The sequence below is a fragment of the Streptomyces sp. 15-116A genome (assembly GCF_025290915.1).
Taxonomy (GTDB): domain Bacteria; phylum Actinomycetota; class Actinomycetes; order Streptomycetales; family Streptomycetaceae; genus Streptomyces.
Genome location: NZ_JAOCQE010000042.1, coordinates 1 through 19598 on the forward strand (window position 1 = coordinate 1; position 19598 = coordinate 19598).

15 protein-coding genes, 2 pseudogenes and 1 riboswitch are annotated in these 19598 nt (G+C 72.2%); of the genes and pseudogenes, 7 read left to right on the top strand and 10 right to left on the bottom strand.

What is annotated here, in order from left to right:
* Positions 1–2030 (bottom strand): GNAT family N-acetyltransferase (locus tag N4P33_RS10675; RefSeq protein ID WP_260826101.1); only part of this gene is annotated, 2030 nt, incomplete at its 3' end.
* 174 nt (positions 2031–2204) lie between these two features.
* On the opposite strand from N4P33_RS10675, the gene N4P33_RS10680 reads away from it, so the two are divergent.
* Positions 2205–2486, top strand: coding sequence for an HPr family phosphocarrier protein (locus tag N4P33_RS10680; RefSeq protein ID WP_014675499.1), 282 nt, complete (start codon positions 2205–2207; stop codon positions 2484–2486).
* Between the two features lie 148 nt (positions 2487–2634).
* Here N4P33_RS10680 and N4P33_RS10685 read toward each other — a convergent pair whose 3' ends face one another.
* The 4 genes from N4P33_RS10685 to N4P33_RS10700 all read right to left on the bottom strand — a co-directional run bounded on the left by N4P33_RS10685 (position 2635) and on the right by N4P33_RS10700 (position 7462).
* Positions 2635–3330, bottom strand: coding sequence for a GntR family transcriptional regulator (locus N4P33_RS10685; protein ID WP_260826103.1), 696 nt, complete (start codon positions 3328–3330; stop codon positions 2635–2637).
* A 224-nt stretch (positions 3331–3554) separates the two neighbouring features.
* Positions 3555–4328 (bottom strand): M23 family metallopeptidase, encoded by a 774-nt coding sequence (locus N4P33_RS10690; protein ID WP_260826104.1) that lies wholly within the window; start codon positions 4326–4328, stop codon positions 3555–3557.
* Positions 4329–4340: 12 nt separating this feature from the next.
* Positions 4341–4506, bottom strand: a riboswitch (cyclic di-AMP (ydaO/yuaA leader).
* Positions 4507–4697: 191 nt separating this feature from the next.
* The gene (locus N4P33_RS10695; RefSeq protein ID WP_260826105.1) at positions 4698–6086 is read right to left on the bottom strand and encodes a pitrilysin family protein; all 1389 of its coding nucleotides are present in this window, start codon (positions 6084–6086) and stop codon (positions 4698–4700) included.
* On the bottom strand, positions 6083–7462 hold the full coding sequence (locus N4P33_RS10700) for a pitrilysin family protein (RefSeq protein ID WP_260826106.1): 1380 nt from the start codon (positions 7460–7462) through the stop codon (positions 6083–6085). The genes N4P33_RS10695 and N4P33_RS10700 overlap by 4 nt, the downstream gene beginning before the upstream one ends.
* A 361-nt stretch (positions 7463–7823) precedes the next feature.
* Between N4P33_RS10700 and N4P33_RS10705 the strand changes: the two genes are divergently transcribed.
* Positions 7824–10283 (top strand): DNA topoisomerase (ATP-hydrolyzing) subunit A, encoded by a 2460-nt coding sequence (locus N4P33_RS10705; RefSeq protein WP_260826107.1) that lies wholly within the window; start codon positions 7824–7826, stop codon positions 10281–10283.
* Here the strand turns inward: N4P33_RS10705 and N4P33_RS10710 are convergent.
* Entirely contained in the window at positions 10280–11350 is a 1071-nt protein-coding gene (locus N4P33_RS10710; RefSeq protein ID WP_260826108.1) for a GTP-binding protein, read from the bottom strand. The genes N4P33_RS10705 and N4P33_RS10710 overlap by 4 nt on opposite strands.
* A gap of 321 nt (positions 11351–11671) precedes the next feature.
* Between N4P33_RS10710 and N4P33_RS10715 the strand changes: the two genes are divergently transcribed.
* Positions 11672–12235, top strand: a complete 564-nt coding sequence (locus N4P33_RS10715) for a DUF6082 family protein (RefSeq protein ID WP_260826109.1) — start codon at positions 11672–11674, stop codon at positions 12233–12235.
* Between the two features lie 15 nt (positions 12236–12250).
* Here the strand turns inward: N4P33_RS10715 and N4P33_RS10720 are convergent, their stop codons facing one another.
* Both N4P33_RS10720 and N4P33_RS35555 read right to left on the bottom strand, forming a co-directional pair.
* Positions 12251–12490 (bottom strand): hypothetical protein, encoded by a 240-nt coding sequence (locus N4P33_RS10720; protein WP_260826110.1) that lies wholly within the window; start codon positions 12488–12490, stop codon positions 12251–12253.
* A gap of 216 nt (positions 12491–12706) precedes the next feature.
* Positions 12707–12897 (bottom strand): annotated as a pseudogene (locus N4P33_RS35555) (citrate/2-methylcitrate synthase); the annotation flags it as partial.
* Positions 12898–12998: 101 nt separating this feature from the next.
* Here N4P33_RS35555 and N4P33_RS10730 point away from each other — a divergent pair.
* The 4 genes and pseudogenes from N4P33_RS10730 to N4P33_RS10745 all read left to right on the top strand — a co-directional run.
* Positions 12999–13775 (top strand): annotated as a pseudogene (locus tag N4P33_RS10730) (citrate/2-methylcitrate synthase); the annotation flags it as partial.
* A gap of 24 nt (positions 13776–13799) precedes the next feature.
* Positions 13800–14738 carry a sucrase ferredoxin gene (locus N4P33_RS10735; protein ID WP_260826112.1) on the top strand — a complete coding sequence of 313 codons (939 nt, stop codon included), beginning with the start codon at positions 13800–13802 and terminating at the stop codon, positions 14736–14738.
* 229 nt (positions 14739–14967) lie between these two features.
* Positions 14968–16641, top strand: coding sequence for a sensor histidine kinase (locus N4P33_RS10740; protein WP_260826113.1), 1674 nt, complete (start codon positions 14968–14970; stop codon positions 16639–16641).
* The gene (locus N4P33_RS10745) at positions 16638–17318 is read left to right on the top strand and encodes a response regulator (protein WP_260826114.1); all 681 of its coding nucleotides are present in this window, start codon (positions 16638–16640) and stop codon (positions 17316–17318) included. The genes N4P33_RS10740 and N4P33_RS10745 overlap by 4 nt, the downstream gene beginning before the upstream one ends.
* Positions 17319–17407: 89 nt before the next feature.
* Here the strand turns inward: N4P33_RS10745 and N4P33_RS10750 are convergent, their stop codons facing one another.
* Both N4P33_RS10750 and N4P33_RS10755 read right to left on the bottom strand, forming a co-directional pair.
* Positions 17408–19000, bottom strand: a complete 1593-nt coding sequence (locus N4P33_RS10750) for a cation acetate symporter (protein ID WP_260826115.1) — start codon at positions 18998–19000, stop codon at positions 17408–17410.
* The gene (locus tag N4P33_RS10755) at positions 18997–19476 is read right to left on the bottom strand and encodes a DUF485 domain-containing protein (protein WP_260826116.1); all 480 of its coding nucleotides are present in this window, start codon (positions 19474–19476) and stop codon (positions 18997–18999) included. Before N4P33_RS10755 ends, N4P33_RS10750 begins: the two co-directional genes overlap by 4 nt.
* Between the last annotated feature and the right edge of the window lie 122 nt (positions 19477–19598).

Sequence of the window (19598 nt, forward strand, 5' to 3'; positions counted from 1 at the left end):
ATGCCCGTCGGCGCCCCAGGCTGCTGAGGTGCCGGCCGGCTGCTTGTCCCCGCCGACTGCTCCGGGGCCGCCGTCCGATCCTGGCCCGCGGTCGGCTGCGGCCCCGTGCCCGGCGTGCCTTGTCCGGCCGGGCCCGCGGCAGCGTCCTGCTGGCGTTGTCTTGCTGTGCCGGCCGCCGCCGACAGGGCTTCCGCGAGGCCGCCGAGTTCGACGTGGACGACCAGGACCGGCTTGGACGGGGTCGCGGTGGCGGCCGACCGGAGGGCCTCGGCCAGGGCGGCGTCGCCGACGGAGGCCTCGCCCACCGAGGGGATCGCGGTGACGACGACCGCGTCGCTCGTGTCGTCGGCGAGCGCCCGGGACAGGGCGGCGTGGAAGTCCGCCGCGGAGGCCTTCGTGGTGAGGTCGAGCGGGGGGCGCGGGCGCAGGCCCTCGGCGAGGCAGGCGTCGTAGGTGAGCAGGCCGAGGGACTCGGAGTTGCCGAGGATCGCCACGCGGGGCCCGGCCGGGAGGGGCTGGCGGGCGAGCAGCAGGCCGGTGTCGACGAGTTCGGTGATGGTGTCGACGCGGATCACGCCGGCCTGCCGCAGCAGCGCGGACACCGTGGCGTGCGGCAGCCTTGTCGCCCGTACGGCGTGTCCCCGGGGCCCGGCGCCATGGCGTGCGCCCTGGACCACGACCAGCGGCTTCGCCGCCGCCGTCCGGCGGGCGAGGCGGGTGAACTTGCGAGGGTTGCCGATGGACTCCAGGTACATCAGGGCGACGTCGGTGTCGGGGTCCTCGTACCAGTACTGCAGGACGTCGTTGCCGGAGACGTCCGCGCGGTTGCCGGACGACACGAACGTGGAGACGCCGGTCACCCCGGTGACGCCGCCGCCGCGCCGGTGCAGACGGGACAGGAGGGCGATGCCGATGGCACCGGACTGGGCGAACAGCCCGATCCGGCCGGGCCGGGGCATCTCGGGGGCGAGCGAGGCGTTGAGGCGCACCTCCGAGGACGTGTTGATGACGCCGAAGGCGTTGGGCCCGATGATCCGCATGCCGTGGCTGCGCGCCTGCCGTACGAGGGCGCGCTGCCGCTCGCGGCCGTCGGGGCCGGACTCGGCGTACCCCGCGGAGACCACGACCAGGCCCTGCACGCCGTGCTCACCGCACTCGGTGACGACCTCGGGGACGTGCTCGGCGGGCACGGCGACGACCGCGAGGTCGACATGCCCGTCCACGTCACGCACCGAGCGGTACGCGGGCACCCCGTCGAGCTCCTTCTGCCCTTCGGGCAGCGCCCTGTTGACGGCGTACAGCCGCCCCGTGTACCCGGCGTCCCGGATGTTGCCCAGGATGCCGCGGCCCACGCCGCCGGGCGTGCGGCCGGCGCCGATGACGGCGACCGAGCCGGGGGCGAGCAGCCGCTGCACGGAGCGGGCCTCGGCGCGCTGTTCGCGCGCGTACTGCACGGCGAGCGAGCGGTCGGTGGGTTCGAGGTCGAACTCCAGGCGGACGACGCCGTCCTCGAAGCTGCGCTTCTGGGTGTACCCGGCGTCGGTGAACACCTTGATCATCTTGGTGTTGGCGGGCAGCACCTCGGCGGCGAACCGCCGGATGCCGCGTTCCCGCGCGACGGCCGCGATGTGCTCGAGCAGGGCGGAAGCCACCCCGCGCCCCTGATGGGCGTCCTGCACGAGGAACGCGACCTCGGCCTCGTCGGCCGGGGCGGACGCGGGTGTTCCGTCGGCGCCGATCCGGTCGTAGCGTACGGTGGCGATGAACTCGCCGCCGATGGTGGCCGCGAGTCCCACCCGATCCACGAAGTCGTGGTGCGTGAAGCGGTGGACGTCCTTGGCGGACAGGCGCGGGTACGGCGCGAAGAAGCGGAAGTACTTGGACTCGTCCGACACCTGCTCGTAGAAGCTGACCAGGCGCTCGGCGTCGTCGACGGTGATGGGCCGGATGCGCGCGGTGCCGCCGTCGCGCAGCACCACGTCGGCTTCCCAGTGGGCGGGGTACTCGTGCCGGTCCGACGAGGTCTGCATGGGCCCCAGAGTACGGCTCGCGTACGACAACGGCGCGAGGCAGTCTGTGGAGGACGGCACCGGACCGAGGCCGCGGTCCGGAGACCACCACCGGGAGGCGGGTGCCGCACCCGGCATGCTTCACGATATGGGAAACTGGTCTAGACAACCCTGAACACCGAAGGGCAGCAACACATGGCTGAGCGCCGCGTCAACGTCGGCTGGGCCGAGGGCCTCCACGCCCGTCCCGCCTCCATCTTCGTCCGAGCCGCCACGGCCGCAGGCGTCCCGGTGACGATCGCCAAGGCCGGGGGCAACCCCGTCAACGCGGCCTCGATGCTGGCCGTTCTGGGTCTGGGCGCCCAGGGCGGCGAGGAGATCGTCCTCGCCTCCGACGCCGAGGGCGCGGACGCCGCCCTGGACCGTCTCGCGAAGCTGGTCTCCGAGGGCCTCGAGGAACTCCCCGAGACCGTCTGACACCGCCTGCGCACAACTGAGTGAGGGCCCGCCCGGATTTCCGGGCGGGCCCTTCGCTTTTCGCCGCCATCGAGGCGCGGATTTCCCGTTTCCGGGCAGCAGAAATAATCCCCCGCGAATTAGCTGCTCTTTGTATACGGCCTGCGTGTTAATGCCGCAGGCTCGGCGTGTTTACGGCATGTTGCGAGTTCCTCACACGCTCGGCGCGATCCCCGCCGGAGGCGAAGCGCAGCCGGTGCGCCGCGGTCGCGCGCTCGGTGTGCTGCGCCGTGACCGCCCGGGCGCGCTCGCCGTCGCCGCGCGCCACGGCGTCCACGATCGCGCCGTGCTCCGCCCAGTACTCCATCGGATCGGCGGGCGCGTCCAGGGCGTACATCCAGGCGATCTTGTGCCGCAGCTGGGTGAGCATCGAGGTCAGCGCGGGGCTGCCGGAGGCCTGGGCGAGCGTCTCGTGGAACCAGCCGCCGAGCGAGCGCAGGTCGTCGCTGTTGCCGCGGCGTGCGCGCTCCTGGCCGAGGCGGACCAGTCCGCGCAGCACCTTCAGATGGGCGTCCGTGCGGCGCTGGGCGGCGCGCGCGGCGCCCAGCGGCTCCAGCAGCAGCCGCATCTCCAGCAGGTCGGCGGCCTCCTGCTCGGTGGGTTCCGCCACGCACGCGCCCGCGTGCCGCCGGGTCACCACGAAGCCCTCGGCCTCCAGGGTGCGCAGCGCCTCGCGGACGGGGACGCGGGAGACGCCGTAGCGCCGGGCGAGCAGTTCCTCGGTGAGCCGGCTGCCGCGCTCGTAGACACCGGCGACGATGTCGTCCCGGATCGCCGTGCACACCGAGTGCGCGGGAATACGCATGACGGACCTCCGGCTTAATCCCCGTGAAACGCCGACGACGGACGTGTGTTCCGTGACTCTATTGCAATCCGGGGGAATTTCCGACGGAGGGCCGGAATCCATACTTGTTTTTTGGACAACCGACGGACAACAGGGGGAGAACCAGTCGGCGACCGGGCCCCTACGGATCCCGAAAGCCCCGGCTCGGGGAGCCGGGGCCTCGACAGGGAGGGGCGGGCGCGTCCTCAGAGGTTCACGCCGTGCGCGCGGAGGTAGGCGACGGGGTCCATGTCGGAGCCGTACTCGGGGCTCGTGCGGGCCTCGAAGTGCAGATGCGCGCCGGTGACGTTGCCGGTGGCGCCCGAGTGGCCGATCTGCTGGCCCGGGGTGACCTTCTGGCCGACCGAGACGCTGATCGAGGAGAGGTGGCCGTACTGGGTGTAGGTGCCGTCGTTCATCTTGATGACGACCTGGTTGCCGTACGCCCCGCCCCAGCCGGCCTCCACGACGGTGCCCATGCCGACCGACTGGACGGGCGTGCCGCTCGCGGCGTGGAAGTCGACGCCGGTGTGGCTGCCGGACGACCAGACGGCGCCGCCGGCCTTGTAGCCGGTGGAGACGTAGGAGCCGGGTATCGGGGAGACGAAGGTGTTCAGGCGCTTGCGCTCGGCCTCGCGCGCGGCGCGCTCCTTCTCGGCGCGGGCCTTGGCGGCCTCCTCGGCGGCCTTCTTCCGGGCCGCCTCTTCTGCGGCCTTGCGGGCGGCGGCCTCGGCTGCCTCGCGGGCGGCCTCGTGCTGGGCGGCCGCCTGGGCGTCGATCCGGTCGGCGACCGCGTCGCCCATGGTGATGACGGGGGTGAGGCCGGTCTGTGCGGCGGCCGGCTCGGCGGCGAGCGCGGGGGCGGCGAGAGAGCCGACGACGCCGGTGGTGGTGAGAGCCGCTACGCCCGCCGCACGCGCGGTGCCGCGCTGGATCCGGCTGGGACGACGGTGCTTCCCCGTGGCGCGGGTGAACGCCATGTACAGGCTGGTCCTTTCCTTCCCTCTCGCCTACCGGGTTAGCTGACGGGTTCGGAGCAGGAAGGTCTCCTACGGACCCCCTCGCATGACGCGCGGGCGTCCGATTCACCCCAGGGACTGCGTGTGGGTCCCCGGCTCCCCTGGCTCGCGCCGTACGGGGACTCGGCGATGACTGTCCGGTGCCGCGGGTGCGGCGCACTGCCTGACGAACAGCCCGGACGAAGCTAAGCGGGGGCGCCTTCAATCCTCAAACGCAACAAGCGTTTTGTAGCGCATGCCACAGGGCAGACAGGCCGTCTCTCCCTCAATTCGGACAAACGGCGGCCCTGGTGACACACAGGTCACCAGGGCCTCCACGCGCGCGTGTCACTACTCGGCCGTCACCACGGTGACTTCACCGATGCCGAGGGCCTCCACGGGCGCCTTGATCTGCGCCGCGTCGCCGACGAGGACGGTCACCAGGCGGTCCACCGGGAAGGCGTTCACGACCGCCGCGGTGGCCTCCACGGTGCCGGTCGCGGCCAACTGCCGGTACAGCTCGGCCTGATAGTCGTCGGGCAGGTGCTGCTCGACCTGATCGGCGAGGGTGCTCGCGACGGCCGCGGCGGTCTCGTACTTGAGCGGCGCCACACCGACCAGGTTCTGTACGGCGACGTCCCGCTCGGCGTCGGTGAGCCCCTCCGCGGCGAGCGTGCGCAGCACCGTCCACAGGTCCTGCAGAGCGGGGCCGGTGTTCGGGGTGTCCACCGAGCCGCTGATGGCGAGCATGGCCGCGCCCGTGCCGTCCGGCGCGGACCTGAGGACCTGCGAGAACGCCCGTACGCCGTAGGTGTAGCCCTTCTCCTCGCGCAGCACGCGGTCCAGGCGGGAGGTGAGGGTGCCGCCGAGGCAGTAGGTGCCGAGCACCTGCGCGGGCCAGACGCGGTCGTGCCGGTCCGGGCCGATCCGGCCGATCAGCAGCTGCGTCTGGACGGCGCCCGGGCGGTCCACGATCACGACCCGGCCGGTGTCGTCCGCGATGACCGGCGGCACGGGACGCGGCTGGGCCGTCGAGCCGGTCCAGGCGCCCAGCGTGTCGCCGAGCAGCGCGTCCAGGTCGATGCCGGTGAGGTCGCCGACGACCACCACGGTCGCCGTGGCGGGGCGGACGTGCCGGTCGTAGAAGGCGCGTACGGCCGTGGCGTCGATGCCGGCGACGGTCTCCTCGGTGCCCTGACGGGGGCGCGACATGCGGGAGTTCGCCGGGAACAGCTCCTTGGAGAGCTCCTTGGCGGCCCGGCGGGAGGGGTTGGCCAGCTCGTGCGGGATCTCGTCCAGGCGGTTGCGGACGAGGCGTTCGACCTCGCTGTCGGCGAACGCGGGCGCCCTGAGGGCGTCGGCGATCAGACCGAGGCCCTTGGCCAGCCGCGAGGCCGGGACCTCCAGGCTGAGGCGGACGCCGGGGTGGTCGGCGTGCGCGTCCAGGGTGGCGCCGCAGCGCTCCAGTTCGGCGGCGAACTCCTCGGCGGAGTGCTTGTCGGTGCCCTCGGAGAAGGCGCGCGCCATGATCGTGGCGACGCCGTCGAGTCCGGTCGGCTCGGCCTCCAGGGGGGCGTCGAGCAGCACCTCGACGGCGACGACCTGCTGTCCGGGGCGGTGGCAGCGCAGCACCGTCAGGCCGTTGTCGAGGGTGCCGCGCTCGGGGGCCGGGAAGGCCCAGGGCCTGGCCTCGCCCGCCTGCGGCTGGGGGTGGAACTCCATCGTGGCGAGCTCGGTCACTTCGCCGCCTCCTCGTTCTCGTGGGCGCCGGCGACTGCGGCGGCTTCCTCGGTGTCCTCGGCGCTGTCCTCCGCGGCGACGGGCTCGTAGACGAGCACCGCCCGGTTGTCGGGCCGCAGACGGGCCTTGGCGACCTCCTGGACCTCCTCGGCGGTCACCTCCAGGACGCGCTGGACCGCGGTCAGGGCGAGCTGCGGGTCGCCGAACAGGACGGCGTACCGGCACAGTTCGTCGGCGCGGCCCGCGACCGTGCCGAGCCGGTCGAGCCACTCGCGCTCCAACTGGGCCTGGGCGCGCTCCATCTCCTCGGGGGTGGGGCCGTGCTCGGCGAACCGCGCGAGCTCCTCGTCGATGGCGGCCTCGACGACCGGCACCTCCACGTCGCCGGACGTCTTCACGTCCAGCCAGCCCAGGGAGGGCGCCCCGGCGAGCCGCAGCAGGCCGAACCCGGCCGCGACGGCGGTGCGGTCGCGCCGGACGAGGCGGTTGTACAGGCGGGAGGACTCGCCGCCGCCGAGGACGGTGAGCGCCAGGTCGGCCGCGTCGCACGCGCGCGTGCCGTCCTCGGGCAACCGGTAGGCGGCCATCAGCGCACGCGCGGGGACCTCCTCCTCGACGACCTCGCGCAGCTGCTCGCCGATGACGTCGGGCAGGGTGCCGTCGCGCGGCTCGGGCTTGCCGTCGTGCGCCGGGATGGAGCCGAAGTACTTCTCGATCCAGGCGAGCGTCTGCTCGGGGTCGATGTCCCCGACGACGGACAGCACCGCGTTGTTCGGCGCGTAGTAGGTGCGGAAGAACTGGCGGGCGTCCTCCAGGGTGGCCGCGTCCAGGTCCGCCATCGAGCCGATGGGCGTGTGGTGGTACGGGTGGCCCTCCGGGTAGGCGAGCGCGGTCAGCTTCTCGAAGGCCGTGCCGTAGGGGACGTTGTCGTAGCGCTGGCGGCGCTCGTTCTTCACGACGTCCCGCTGGTTCTCCATGGACTCCTCGTCCAGGGCGGCCAGCAGGGAGCCCATGCGGTCGGCCTCCAGCCAGAGGGCGAGCTCCAGCTGGTGGGCGGGCATGGTCTCGAAGTAGTTGGTCCGCTCGAAGCTGGTGGTGCCGTTCAGGGAGCCGCCGGCGCCCTGGATCAGCTCGAAGTGACCGTTGCCCTTCACCTGGGCGCTGCCCTGGAACATCAAGTGCTCGAAAAGGTGAGCCAGGCCGGTACGCCCCTTGACTTCGTGGCGTGAACCGACGTCGTACCAGAGGCACACCGCCGCCACCGGGGTCAGGTGGTCCTCGGAGAGCACCACGCGCAGACCGTTGGCCAGGCGGTGCTCGGTCGCTGTCAGGCCGCCGGAGCCTGCCTGGGCTGTGGCCGTGTGACCCATGGGCATGTACGTCCCTTCGATCGCGGAGGCGGTGCGTGCCGGACCGCCGTTTCTGCCGGTCCTGCCACTGTATGCAAGCGCGCGGAGCGCCGGTGAAGTTCCCGGAGGGGCACGGATACGCCGAGAGCGAGCAGGCGAGGGTGAAGGGTGGTGCCGGTGTGACCGCCGGGGCCGGCGGGGCGGGTGAGCGGCCCCCGGACCCCTGCGCGAACGGCACGTGCGCGTACGCTGCTCGCGCCGCCGTCCCCGCCCGCGCCGGACGGCCGGAGCCGGGTCCTGGGTCCCGGTTGTCAGTGCGGCGGTCCACAATGGTCCGCGTCAGATCCGTCCAACGCTCGAGTGACCAGAAAAAGAGGAGCCGGCAGCGATGGCCCGCCGCAGCACGAAGACCCCGCCGTCCGACGACCCGTACGAGGAGAAGATCCTCGACATCGACGTCGTCGACGAGATGCAGGGCTCCTTCCTCGAGTACGCGTACTCGGTCATCTACTCACGCGCCCTGCCGGACGCGCGCGACGGTCTCAAGCCGGTGCACCGCCGCATCGTCTACCAGATGAACGAGATGGGCCTGCGCCCCGAGCGCGGCTATGTGAAGTGCGCCCGTGTCGTCGGCGAGGTCATGGGAAAGCTGCACCCCCATGGTGACGCGTCGATCTACGACGCCCTGGTGCGCATGGCCCAGCCGTTCTCCATGCGGGTGCCCCTGGTCGACGGCCACGGCAACTTCGGCTCGCTGGGCAACGACGACCCGCCGGCCGCCATGCGGTACACCGAGTGCCGGATGGCCGAGGCCACCGGTCTGATGACGGAGTCCATCGACGAGGACACCGTCGACTTCGCGCCCAACTACGACGGCCAGGAGCGCGAGCCGGTGGCGCTGCCCGCCGCCTTCCCGAACCTCCTGGTGAACGGCGCGTCGGGCATCGCGGTCGGCATGGCCACCAACATGCCGCCGCACAACCTGCGCGAGGTGATCGCGGCGGCCCGCCATCTCATCAGGCATCCGAACGCCGACCTCGACGCCCTGATGAAGCACGTCCCGGGCCCCGACCTGCCCACGGGCGGTCGGATCGTGGGCCTCTCCGGCATCCGCGACGCCTACGAGACGGGCCGCGGCACGTTCAAGATCCGCGCGACGGTCTCCGTGGAGACGGTGACGGCGCGCCGCAAGGGCCTGGTCGTCACGGAGCTGCCGTTCACGGTCGGCCCGGAGAAGGTGATCGCCAAGATCAAGGACCTGGTCGGCTCGAAGAAGCTCCAGGGCATCGCCGACGTCAAGGACCTCACCGACCGCGAGCACGGGCTGCGCCTGGTCATCGAGATCAAGAACGGCTTCGTGCCGGAGGCGGTCCTGGAGCAGCTGTACAAGCTGACGCCGATGGAGGAGTCCTTCGGCATCAACAACGTCGCCCTGGTGGACGGTCAGCCGCTCACCCTGGGCCTCAAGGAGCTGCTGGAGGTCTATCTCGACCACCGCTTCGACGTGGTGCGGCGCCGCTCGGAGTTCCGCCGCGGCAAGAGGCGCGACCGGCTGCACCTGGTCGAGGGCCTGCTCACGGCGCTGGTGGACATCGACGAGGTCATCCGCCTCATCCGCTCCAGCGAGAACTCCGCACAGGCGAAGGAGCGCCTGATCGAGCGGTTCTCGCTGAGCGACGTCCAGACCCAGTACATCCTGGACACGCCGCTGCGCCGCCTGACCAAGTACGACCGGATCGAGCTGGAGGCGGAGAAGGAGCGGCTGAACGCGGAGATCGAGGAGCTGACCCGGATCCTGGAGTCGGACGCGGAGCTGCGCAAGCTGGTCTCGGCCGAACTGGCGGCGGTGGCGAAGAAGTTCGGCGACGAGCGGCGCACGCTGCTGCTGGAGTCGGCCGCCACGCCGTCGGCCGCGGTGCCCCTGCAGGTGGCGGACGACCCGTGCCGGGTGCTGCTGTCGTCGACGGGTCTGCTGGCCCGTACGGCGGACGACGCGCCGTTCCCGGCGGACGCCGGCGCCAAGCGGGTCAAGCACGACGTGATCGTCTCGGCGGTGCCGGCCACCGCACGCGGCGAGGTGGGCGTGGTCACGTCGTCGGGCCGCCTGCTGCGGCTCAACGTCGTCGACCTGCCGCAGCTCCCGCAGGAGATGCCGACGCCGAACCTGTCGGGCGGGGCGCCGCTCGCCGAGTTCGTCTCCCTGGAGGACGACGAGCAGGTGGTGTGCCTGACCACGCTCGACGAGTCCTCCGTGGGCCTGGCGCTCGGCACGGAACAGGGTGTCGTCAAGCGCGTGGTGCCGGACTACCCCTCCAACAAGGACGAGCTGGAGGTCATCTCGCTCAAGGAGGGCGACCGGATCGTCGGTGCGGTCGAGCTGCGCACGGGCGAGGAGGACCTGGTCTTCATCACGGACGACGCGCAGCTGCTGCGCTTCCAGGCCTCGCAAGTGCGTCCCCAGGGGCGGCCTGCGGGCGGTGTGGCGGGCATCAAGCTCGCCGAGGGCGCGCGGGTCATCAGCTTCACGGCCGTCGACCCGGCGGTGGACGCGGTGGTCTTCACGGTCGCCGGCTCGCGCGGCACGCTGGACGACTCGGTGCAGACGACGGCCAAGCTGACCCCGTTCGACCAGTTCCCGCGCAAGGGCCGCGCCACCGGAGGTGTGCGCTGCCAGCGGTTCCTGAAGGGCGAGGACTGCCTGTCGCTGGCCTGGGCGGGCGCCACCCCGGCGCGGGCGGCGCAGAAGAACGGCACGGCGGTGGCGCTGCCGGACCCCGACCCGCGCCGTGACGGTTCGGGCGTGTCCCTGCAGAAGACGGTGTCGGTGGTGGCGGGGCCGGTCGCCTAGGCGGGCGCGTCCGCGGGCGCGGGGTCGTCCTCCGGCTCCCGCACATAGCGCAGTACGCCCCACATGCCGTGCTCGTCGGCGTGTGGGGCGTCGCTCCTGCACGCCTCCAGCTCCTCGCGCAGGGCGGAGACGTCGATCCCGGCACCGATGAGGACGAGCTGGGTGAGCCGCTGCTCCTCGCCGGCCGGCCAGGGCTCCGGGTAGAACCGCAGGAACCGCCCCACGGCGTGCACGCCGTAGCGGTTGCGGGTGTCGTACGGCCCGAAGTCGACGTATCCCTTGATGCGGTACAGCCCTTCGGGCCGGCTGTCCAGGAAGGTCATCAGCCGCCGGGGATCCAGCGGCTGCTCGGAGACGAAGGACAGGCTGTCGTAACCGGTGTGAAGGTGCCCGGCGTGCTCGTTCTCGTCATGCTCGTGGCGGTCGAGATCGTCGAAGGACAGCTGCCCGATGCGCTCGGTGGCGGGGCGGCAGTCGAAGAGGAACTCGGGATCGACACGGCCGTAGGTGGCGGGCACCACGGCGGCGCCGTCGACGAGCGATGGGACGAGTCCGAGCACCCGGTCCGCGTCCGCCGCCCGGTCGAGCTTGTTCACCACGACGAGATCGGCGAGGGCGAGGTGCCGGTCGATCTCGGGGTGCCTGGCGCGGGTCTCGTCGAACTCGGCGGCGTCCACGACCTCTACGAGCCCGCCGTAGACGATGTCGGGATGCTCACTGGCGAGCACCATCTTCACCAGCTCCTGCGGTTCGGCCAGTCCGCTGGCCTCGATGACGATCACGTCGATCCCGGCGGAGGGCCGGGCGAGCCGCTCGAGGTAGGTGTCCAGTTCACTGCCGTCGACGGCGCAGCACAGGCAGCCGTTGCCGAGCGAGACGGTGGAGTCCCCGAGCGCTCCGGCCACCGCCATGGCGTCGATCTCGATCGCCCCGAAGTCGTTCACCAGGGCCCCGATACGGCTGCCGCCGCTGTGGTGGAGGAGGTGGTTGAGCAGGGTGGTCTTCCCGGAGCCTAGGAATCCGGCCAGGACGACGACCGGAATCTGCCGACCGCTGCTCCGCTCCACACGCGACCCCTCTCCACGCACGCGTACACCGGCTCGCGTTCGGGCGCACGCTGTAAGGATTGACTGACGCCCCAGGATACGAGCCGCAAGAACGACCGCGAAGTGAACGATTGTTAGCAGCATTTGCGGGGCAGACGTTGGACAAGGCGCCGGTTTGTGCGACCCTCGCTTCCCTCCGTGCGCCTCCTCTCCGCCTTCCCGCCGATCAGAGCCGCTCGGCACCCTGGAAGGCGGCAAGCGCCGCCCACCGCTCGCCGGTCCCTGCCCACCCAACGCGCACCCGACGACCGGCGGCCGGCCGCCTGATCGGGGGTTTTTGACATGGTCACACAGAACGCGGGGATACGGAGGCTGCGGTCCGCTGCCGTGGGCGGGCTGCTCGTGGCGGCGGGAGCCGTGACGGCCATGGCGGCGCAGCGGCACATGCTCGACGTGCTCCGGGCGCGCCTGGAACATCTGGAGCAGCACGCCCCGACCCAGCGGCACGCCAATCTGGCCAGCCAGCAGCGTCAGCACTGGGAGTTGCTCAGCAAGGCGATCGACGACCCGGAACTCGCCGAGGTCCTCGACCTCTACGAGACGCCGGTGACGGAGCAGAAGCGCCGGCAGTACCTGTTCGCCAACGCTCTCTACACGAACCTGCTCTTCTACTACCGCATCGGCAACTTCGGCCGGGAGGAGTTCGTCCGGCGCGCCCGCGGCATCTTCCAGAACCCGATCGTCAGGGAGTACTGGTACGCCACCCGGCACCAGCGCGACAGCATCGCGGGCACCGAGGAGGCAGAACTCGGGAAGCTGGTCGACGAACTGCTCCTCCAGCTGGAGGAGGCGGACACCGACGAGTGGTGGGTCGTGGGCGAACCGGAGCCGCTGGAGGAGGACTGACGCCGGCGGGCCGGCTCAGGCGTCCGGGATGTCCGCCTTGGCCTTCACCAGGGTGTCGCGGGTGATGACGACGATCCGTTCGTAGTCGGCGCGCGCCGCGTCGGCGGGGAGCTGCGCCTCCAGTGAGTCAGTGGCGTCCGTGCCGATGACTGCGAAGTTTCCGTCGGCCAGTTCGAAGATGTCGGGGCAGGTCGCACCACTCGCACTGCCACGAAGGCGCGGAGCAACACCCAGGCGACGGATGATCTGACTCACTGTTGATTTCCCTACCGTTCTCAAGGCGCCGACGCGTGCGCACACTCTCGCTGCATGCGCGAAGGCATCCTGGCAGCCTCGGGCGTCGAGCGCAGGACGGCGCGCGCAGCATTCAACCGCCTCACGCCCCAACGGACGCGCTGGTTTACAGCTTTGTTACCTGTCACAGTGAGGACCCCCGCCTCACACCGCCGGCACGGCCTCCGGCGCCCGCGCGGCGCTCCAGCCGACGGTCCGGCAACCGCCGCGAACGTCGGGGTGAACATCTCGCGGGGCAGGCCGCAGAGTTCCATGACCGCGCCCGCGTAGGACTCGACGTTGGTGTGCAGTTCGCGACCCGGTTTCAGTTCGGCGAGGATCGACTCGACGCGGCGTTCGACCTCCCTGGCGAATTCGACACGCGGCCCAGATCAAGTGCTGCTCGGTCGCCCGAACCCGCTCCGCGTCCGCCTCCGAACCGGTCAGAATGTACGGGTAGTTGGCGGTGTACGGCAGATCCGCGCGTGGCTCGACCGAGGAGGCCGTGCTCGGCACCGCCCGCACCCTGATCCCGACCCTTGTGGCCGCCCTGCCGCCCGTGCGGCCCACCCACCGGGACGCCGGGCCACTGGCCCACCGTCTCTGGGGCCGACTGACCGGCTCGAAGCCCGACGAGGCGCGGCTGCGGGTCCTCGACACCGCCCTCGGGCTGCTCGTCGACCACGACTTGGCGGCCTCCACCCTCGCCGTGCGCGTCGCCGCGTCGGCCCGTGCGCACCCGTACGCGGCCGTCTCCGCGGGCCTGGGCGTCCTGGAGGGCCCGCTGCACGGTGCGGCAAGCGGCCTCGCGCACAAACTCCTCCTCGACGTACTCGACCAAGGCAGCGCGGCCCCCGTGATCGCCGACGAGCTCCGGGCCGGCCGGCGTATCCCGGGACTCGGTCACCGTCTCTACGCCGGTGAGGATCCACGCGCGCGTGCCCTGTTCGCCCTTATGGAGGAGATCCCGCAGGCCGCTCCCGCCCTCGCCGCGGCCCGCGACATCGTGGCCACCACCGCGCGGCACGCCCCGCTGCACGCCAACGTCGATCTGGCGCTGGCCGTGCTCACCGCCTCCTCCGGGATGCCGGCCACCGCGGGCGAGACGATCTTCGCCGTCGCCCGCACGGCCGGGTGGATCGCCCACGCCCTGGAGGAGTACGGCGAACGTCCGCTGCGCATGCGTCCCAGCGGGCAGTACGTCGGGCCGAAGCCGCCCCGGTCGGTGCCGGAACAGGACACGAGCGGGGCGGGGCGCCACTCCTGAGCAAGTCAGGTTAGGCTCACCTCTGTGAGTACGTGCTCAACCGTCTCCCGTGAGCTCGACGAGCCCGTCGCGGGAACCGCGGCCACCGCGAGGACCTGGCTGCTGCTGGAGCAGCCCGGCCCGTGGGGTGCCAAGGCGCTCACGTCGAGCCACCTCGACCCGGCGCTGGGCCGTGCCCTGGAGGCGGCCGCGCGGGACACCGGGGTGCGCATCGCGCTGATACGGCGTCCCGGACGCCACGCGGACTGCCATACGCCGGCCACGCGCCAGGTGTACGCCGCCCACACCGTTCCCGGAAACGTGTGGCTGCACTCCGCCACGACCACCGACCCCGGGCAGCTCCTCGCTCTGGACTTCGCCGCGCTGGGCAGGGGCGAACACGCAAGCTTCGACACGGTGCTCGGCGGCCGGCCGCACGAGGGTGACCCGCTCGCCCTCGTCTGCACCAACGGCAAGCGCGACCGCTGCTGCGCCCTCCTCGGTCGCCCGCTGGCGGCGGAGCTCGCCGCCTCGGGTGTGCAGGGCGTCTGGGAGGTGACCCACCTCGGCGGGCACCGCTTCTCACCTACCGTGCTGGTGCTGCCGTACGGCTACGCGTACGGCAGGGCGCAGGCGCACGCCGTCAAGGAGGTCCTGCACGCGGCGCGGGACGGCCGGATCGTCGTGGACGGCTGCCGCGGGGGCTCCGCCTGGGAGCGCCCCGGTCAGGCGGCGGAGCTGGCCGTGCGCGAGGCGGCGGGCGAGTACGCCGCGGAGGCGCTGAGGGTCGTACGGACGGAGGGAGCGGCCCCCCGCTGGGAGGTGACCGTCACCCACACCGACGGGCGCCGCTGGCTGGTCGAGGTGGCCCAGGGCGCGTCCCTGCCACCCCGCCCGGAAAGCTGCGGCTCGGTACTGGGCTCCCCCGCCCGCATGGACGTGGTCGCCCTCCACGCATTGACCCTGGCGGCCCTCGCGAGCTGAGAGCCCGGGATCCCCGGCACCGCCCAGCACACATTCCCGCCCGGACGGAGCCGCCGCCAGGCCCCCGCCCACGGGCGCCTCCGAGCACGGGCGCCCCGAGCGGCACACGCGCGTGGCCCGCAGCGCCGCGACCGCGGTCTCCACGCGCACGTACGTCCCCCGCCACGGCACGCGAGATCCCCGCCACACCCCTACGGCCCCACCCCCGCACCCACGTACCGTCATGGGTATGAGCTCCACTCCCCCCGCTCGTCGCCTCCGTCTAGGACTGCCGCGGCGGGTGTTCTCGCAGGTGCTGCTGATGCAGCTGGCGATCGCCGCGGGAGTCGCGGTGCTCGCGACCGGGCTGTTCCTCGCGCCGCTCGGCGATCAGCTGGACGACCAGGCGATGCGGCGGGCCCTCGCGATCGCGCAGACCACGGCCGAGCAGGATCGGATCGCCGACGACCTCCGCAGCACACCGCCGTCGCCGGACGGACCAGTGCAACGGGAGGCGGAGCGGATCCGTGAGACGACCGGGGCCGAGTACATCGTGGTGATGGACCGGCGAGGCGTGCGCTGGTCGCACACCGACCCGCGGCGGATCGGCGGGCACGTCTCGACCGACCCCGGTCAGGCACTGGCCGGACACGAGGTCATGGAGATCGACGACGGCACCCTGGGACGCTCCGCGCGGGGCAAGGTGCCACTGCGTGACGAGGACGGAGAGATCATCGGCGCCGTCTCGGTCGGCATCGCCTACGACAGTGTCCGGGCCCGGCTCATCCAGGCGATCCCCGGACTCCTCGCCTACGCCGGCGGAGCGCTGGCCGTCGGCGCCCTGGCGGCCTGGCTGATCTCCCGGCGGGTGCACCGGCAGACCCGGGACCTCGCCTTCTCGGACATCGCCGCGCTGCTCGCCGAACGGGAGGCCATGCTGCACGGCATCCGGGAGGGTGTCGTCGCCCTGGACCGCGCCGGACGCATCCGCCTGCTGAACGACGAGGCGCAACGCCTGCTGGACCTCGACGACGAGGCCGTGGGCCGCTCCCCCGACGAGGCACTTGGCGAGGGCCGTACCGCCGACGTCCTGGCCGGCCGCGTGACCGGCACCGACCTGCTGACCGTGCGGGGCAGGCGCGTCCTGGTCGCGAACCGTATGCCGACCGACGACGGCGGCGCCGTCGCCACCCTCCGCGACCGTACGGAGCTGGAGCAGCTGGGCAGGGAACTGGACTCCACGCGTGGTCTGATCGACGCGCTGCGCGCCCAGGACCACGAGCACGCCAACCGCATGCACACCCTGCTGGGGCTGCTCGAGCTGGAGATGTACGACGAGGCCGTGGAGTTCGTGGGCGAGGTAGTCGGCGATCACCGGGCCACCGCGGAGCAGGTCACCGAGAAGATCCGTGACCCGCTGCTCGCCGCGCTGCTGGTGGGCAAGGCGACGGTCGCCGCCGAGCGCGGGGTGGCTCTCAAGCTCTCGGACGGCACACGGCTGCCGGACCGGCTGATCGATCCGAGGGGGATCGTGACCGTCGTCGGCAACCTGGTGGACAACGCCCTGGACGCCGTCGCGGGCACTCCGCACGCGCGCGTGGAGGTCGAGTTGCGTGCCGAGGGGCGTACGGCGGTGCTGATGGTGCGCGACACCGGGCCGGGAATCGCTCCCGAACAGCATGAGTTGATCTTCACCGAGGGCTGGTCCACCAAGCAGCCGCCGGCCCACCGGGAACGCGGCATCGGGCTGTCCCTCGTGCGCAGGCTCGCCGAGCGGCAGGGCGGCAGCGCCACGGTGGGCGAGGCGCCCGGCGGCGGCGCGGAGTTCACCGTCGTGCTGCCCGAGGCGCTGACGGACACAGAGCCGCAGCCCGCCCTGACCGGGGCGGCCGCACCGCAGCCCACCGAGGAGGAGGCGCGATGATCGAGGTCCTGGTCGTGGACGACGACGTCCGGGTGGCGCAGGTCAACGCCGCCTACGTCGAGAAGGTCCCCGGCTTCCATGTCGCAGGGCTCGCGCACACCGCGGCCGAGGCGCTCGGCAGGCTGGAGACCCCACCGGTACCGGACCTCGTGCTCATGGATCACTACCTGCCGGACGACACAGGGCTCGCCGTGGTGCAGGAGATGCGCCGCCGCGGCCACCAGACGGACGTGATCATGGTGACGGCGGCCCGGGACGTGTCGACCGTGCAGGCGGCGATGCGCCACGGTGCGCTGCAGTACCTGGTCAAGCCGTTCGCCTTCGCGGGGCTGCGCGCCAAGCTGGAGGCGTACGCGGAGCTGCGGCGCACCCTCGACGGCGGCGGTGAGGCGGAGCAGGCGGAGGTGGACCGCATCTTCGGCGCGCTGTCCGCCCCGGCGGAGCCGCATCTGCCCAAGGGGCACTCGCCCACCACCGCCGAGCTGGTGCGGCAGTCCCTGATGAACGCCGACGGCCCGCTGTCCGCCCAGGAGATCGCCGAACGCACCGGGGTGAGCCGTCAGACCGCCCAGCGCTATCTGAAGCTCCTGGAGCGCACGGGACGGGCCACGCTGACCCTGAAGTACGGGGACGCGGGCCGCCCGGAACACCGTTACGTGTGGGCGACCCGCGCCTGAGGGCACGGCCCATAGGGGCGGGGGAAGGAACCGTGCCCTCACTTCCATACGGATGCGGACGCCGTCCGTCTCCGGTGCGCGCCGGTCTTCTACACGGCGCCCGCGCCCGTCAGCGAGCGCACCTCGGTCTCCGCGTGCCGGGCCTCGTCCGGCGCCTCACCGGAGGTGACGGTGCCGAGCCAGCCGGCGAGGAAGCCCAGCGGGATGGAGACGAGACCTGGGTTCTGCAGCGGGAAGAGCTGGAAGTCGACGCCGGGGAACAGGGATGCGGGGCTGCCGGACACCACCGGGGAGAGCAGGACCAGCACCACGGCGGGGATCAGCCCGCCGTAGACGGCCCACACGGCACCGCGTGTGGTGAAGCCGCGCCAGAACAGGGAGTACAGCAGCACGGGCAGGTTCGCGGACGCGGCGACCGCGAAGGCGAGCCCCACCAGGAAGGCCACGTTGAGGTCGCGTGCCAGCAGACCGAGGGCGATCGCGACCGCGCCGATGCCGACGGCGGCGACCCGGGCGACGGCGACCTCGCTCCGCGGCTTGCCGCCGGGGCGGCGCAGCGAGGCGTACAGGTCGTGGGCGACGGACGCCGAGGAGGCGAGGGTGATCCCGGCGACCACGGCGAGGATGGTGGCGAAGGCGATCGCGGCGACGACGGCGAACAGAACCGTTCCGCCCATGGAGCCGGCGCCGCCACCCAGGTCGAGGGCCAGCAGGGGGACCGCGGTGTTCCCTGACGCGTGCGAGCCTCGGACGGCGTCCGTGCCGACGACGGCGGCGGCGCCGAAGCCGAGGACGATCGTCATCAGATAGAAGCCGCCGATGAGTCCGATCGCCCAGACCACCGACCGGCGGGCCGCCCGCGCGGTGGGCACGGTGTAGAAGCGGGACAGGATGTGCGGCAGCCCGGCCGTGCCCAGCACCAGGGCGAGCCCGAGGCTGATGAAGTCGAAGCGGGCGGTCCAGTCACCGCCGTAGGAGAGGCCGGGCGCGAGGAACGCCTCGCCGTGGCCGCTGCGTTCGGCGGCGGTGAGCAGCAGCCGGTTGAAGTCGCCGTGGAAGCGCAGCAGGACCAGCACGGTCAGCGCGATGGTGCCGCCGAGCAGCAGGACCGCCTTAACGATCTGGATCCAGGTGGTGGCCCGCATCCCGCCGAGCGACACGTAGATCACCATGAGCGCGCCGACGCCGACGACGGTCCAGGCCTGCGCCGCCTCGCTCGTGCCCCCGAGCAGCAGCGCGACCAGGCTGCCCGCGCCGACCATCTGCGCCACCAGGTACAGCACGGAGACGGTGACGGAGGACGTGCCCGCCGCGATCCGCACCGGCCGCTCCCGCATCCGGGCCGCGACGACGTCGGCGAGGGTGAACCGGCCGCAGTTGCGCACGAGTTCGGCGACGAGGAACAGCACGACCAGCCAGGCCACCAGAAAGCCCACCGAGTACAGCATGCCGTCGTAGCCGAAGAGGGCGATGAGCCCGGAGATGCCGAGGAAGGAGGCGGCCGACATGTAGTCGCCCGCGATGGCAAAACCATTTTCCATCGGGGAGAAGAGCCGCCCGCCCGCGTAGAACTCCTCCGCCGAGCCCTGCCGGTGCCGGCTCACCCAGGTGGTGATGCCCAGGGTGAGCGCGACGAACGCGCTGAACAGCAGCAGCGCCAGGGTCTGGTGATCACCTGTCACGCCGCACCGCCTCTCCCGCGCGACAGCTCCTGGGTGTCCCAGCGCAGCTCCAGCGCGGCCCGGTCCCGGCGCAGCCGGGCATGGCGGGCGTAGGCCCAGGTGAGCAGGAAGGTGGTGAGGAACTGTCCGAGCCCGGCCAGCATGGCCACGTTCACGGCACCGGCCACCGGCCGGGCCATCAGCTCCGGTGCCGTCGTGGCGGCCACGACGTAGGCCACGTACCAGGCGAGGAAGGCGATGACTCCGGGGACGACGAACCGGCGGTAGCGGCTGCGGACCTTCTGGAAGGCCGCGCTGCGCTGGACCTCCAGGTACACCTCGGACGGGTCCACGGCATCGGTGGCGGGCCGCGGTGCGGGTACCGCCGCGGGCTGCTCGGCCGACTCGCCCCAGCCCGCGGCGAGGGCGTCGTACCACGGGTCGTCGTACCCGACGTCCCGCGGCTGACCGCCGGGACGACCATTGCTTGGCTGCATGCCCAAGGATGGACAGAACGGGAAGATCCCCGACTCTTCTTCCCTGGCGCCTTCACCCCATCAGGTGACGCACGTGCTGGTCGCGGGGCCGTTCCGGCCTCGATGCCGGTGCCGGCCCCGCG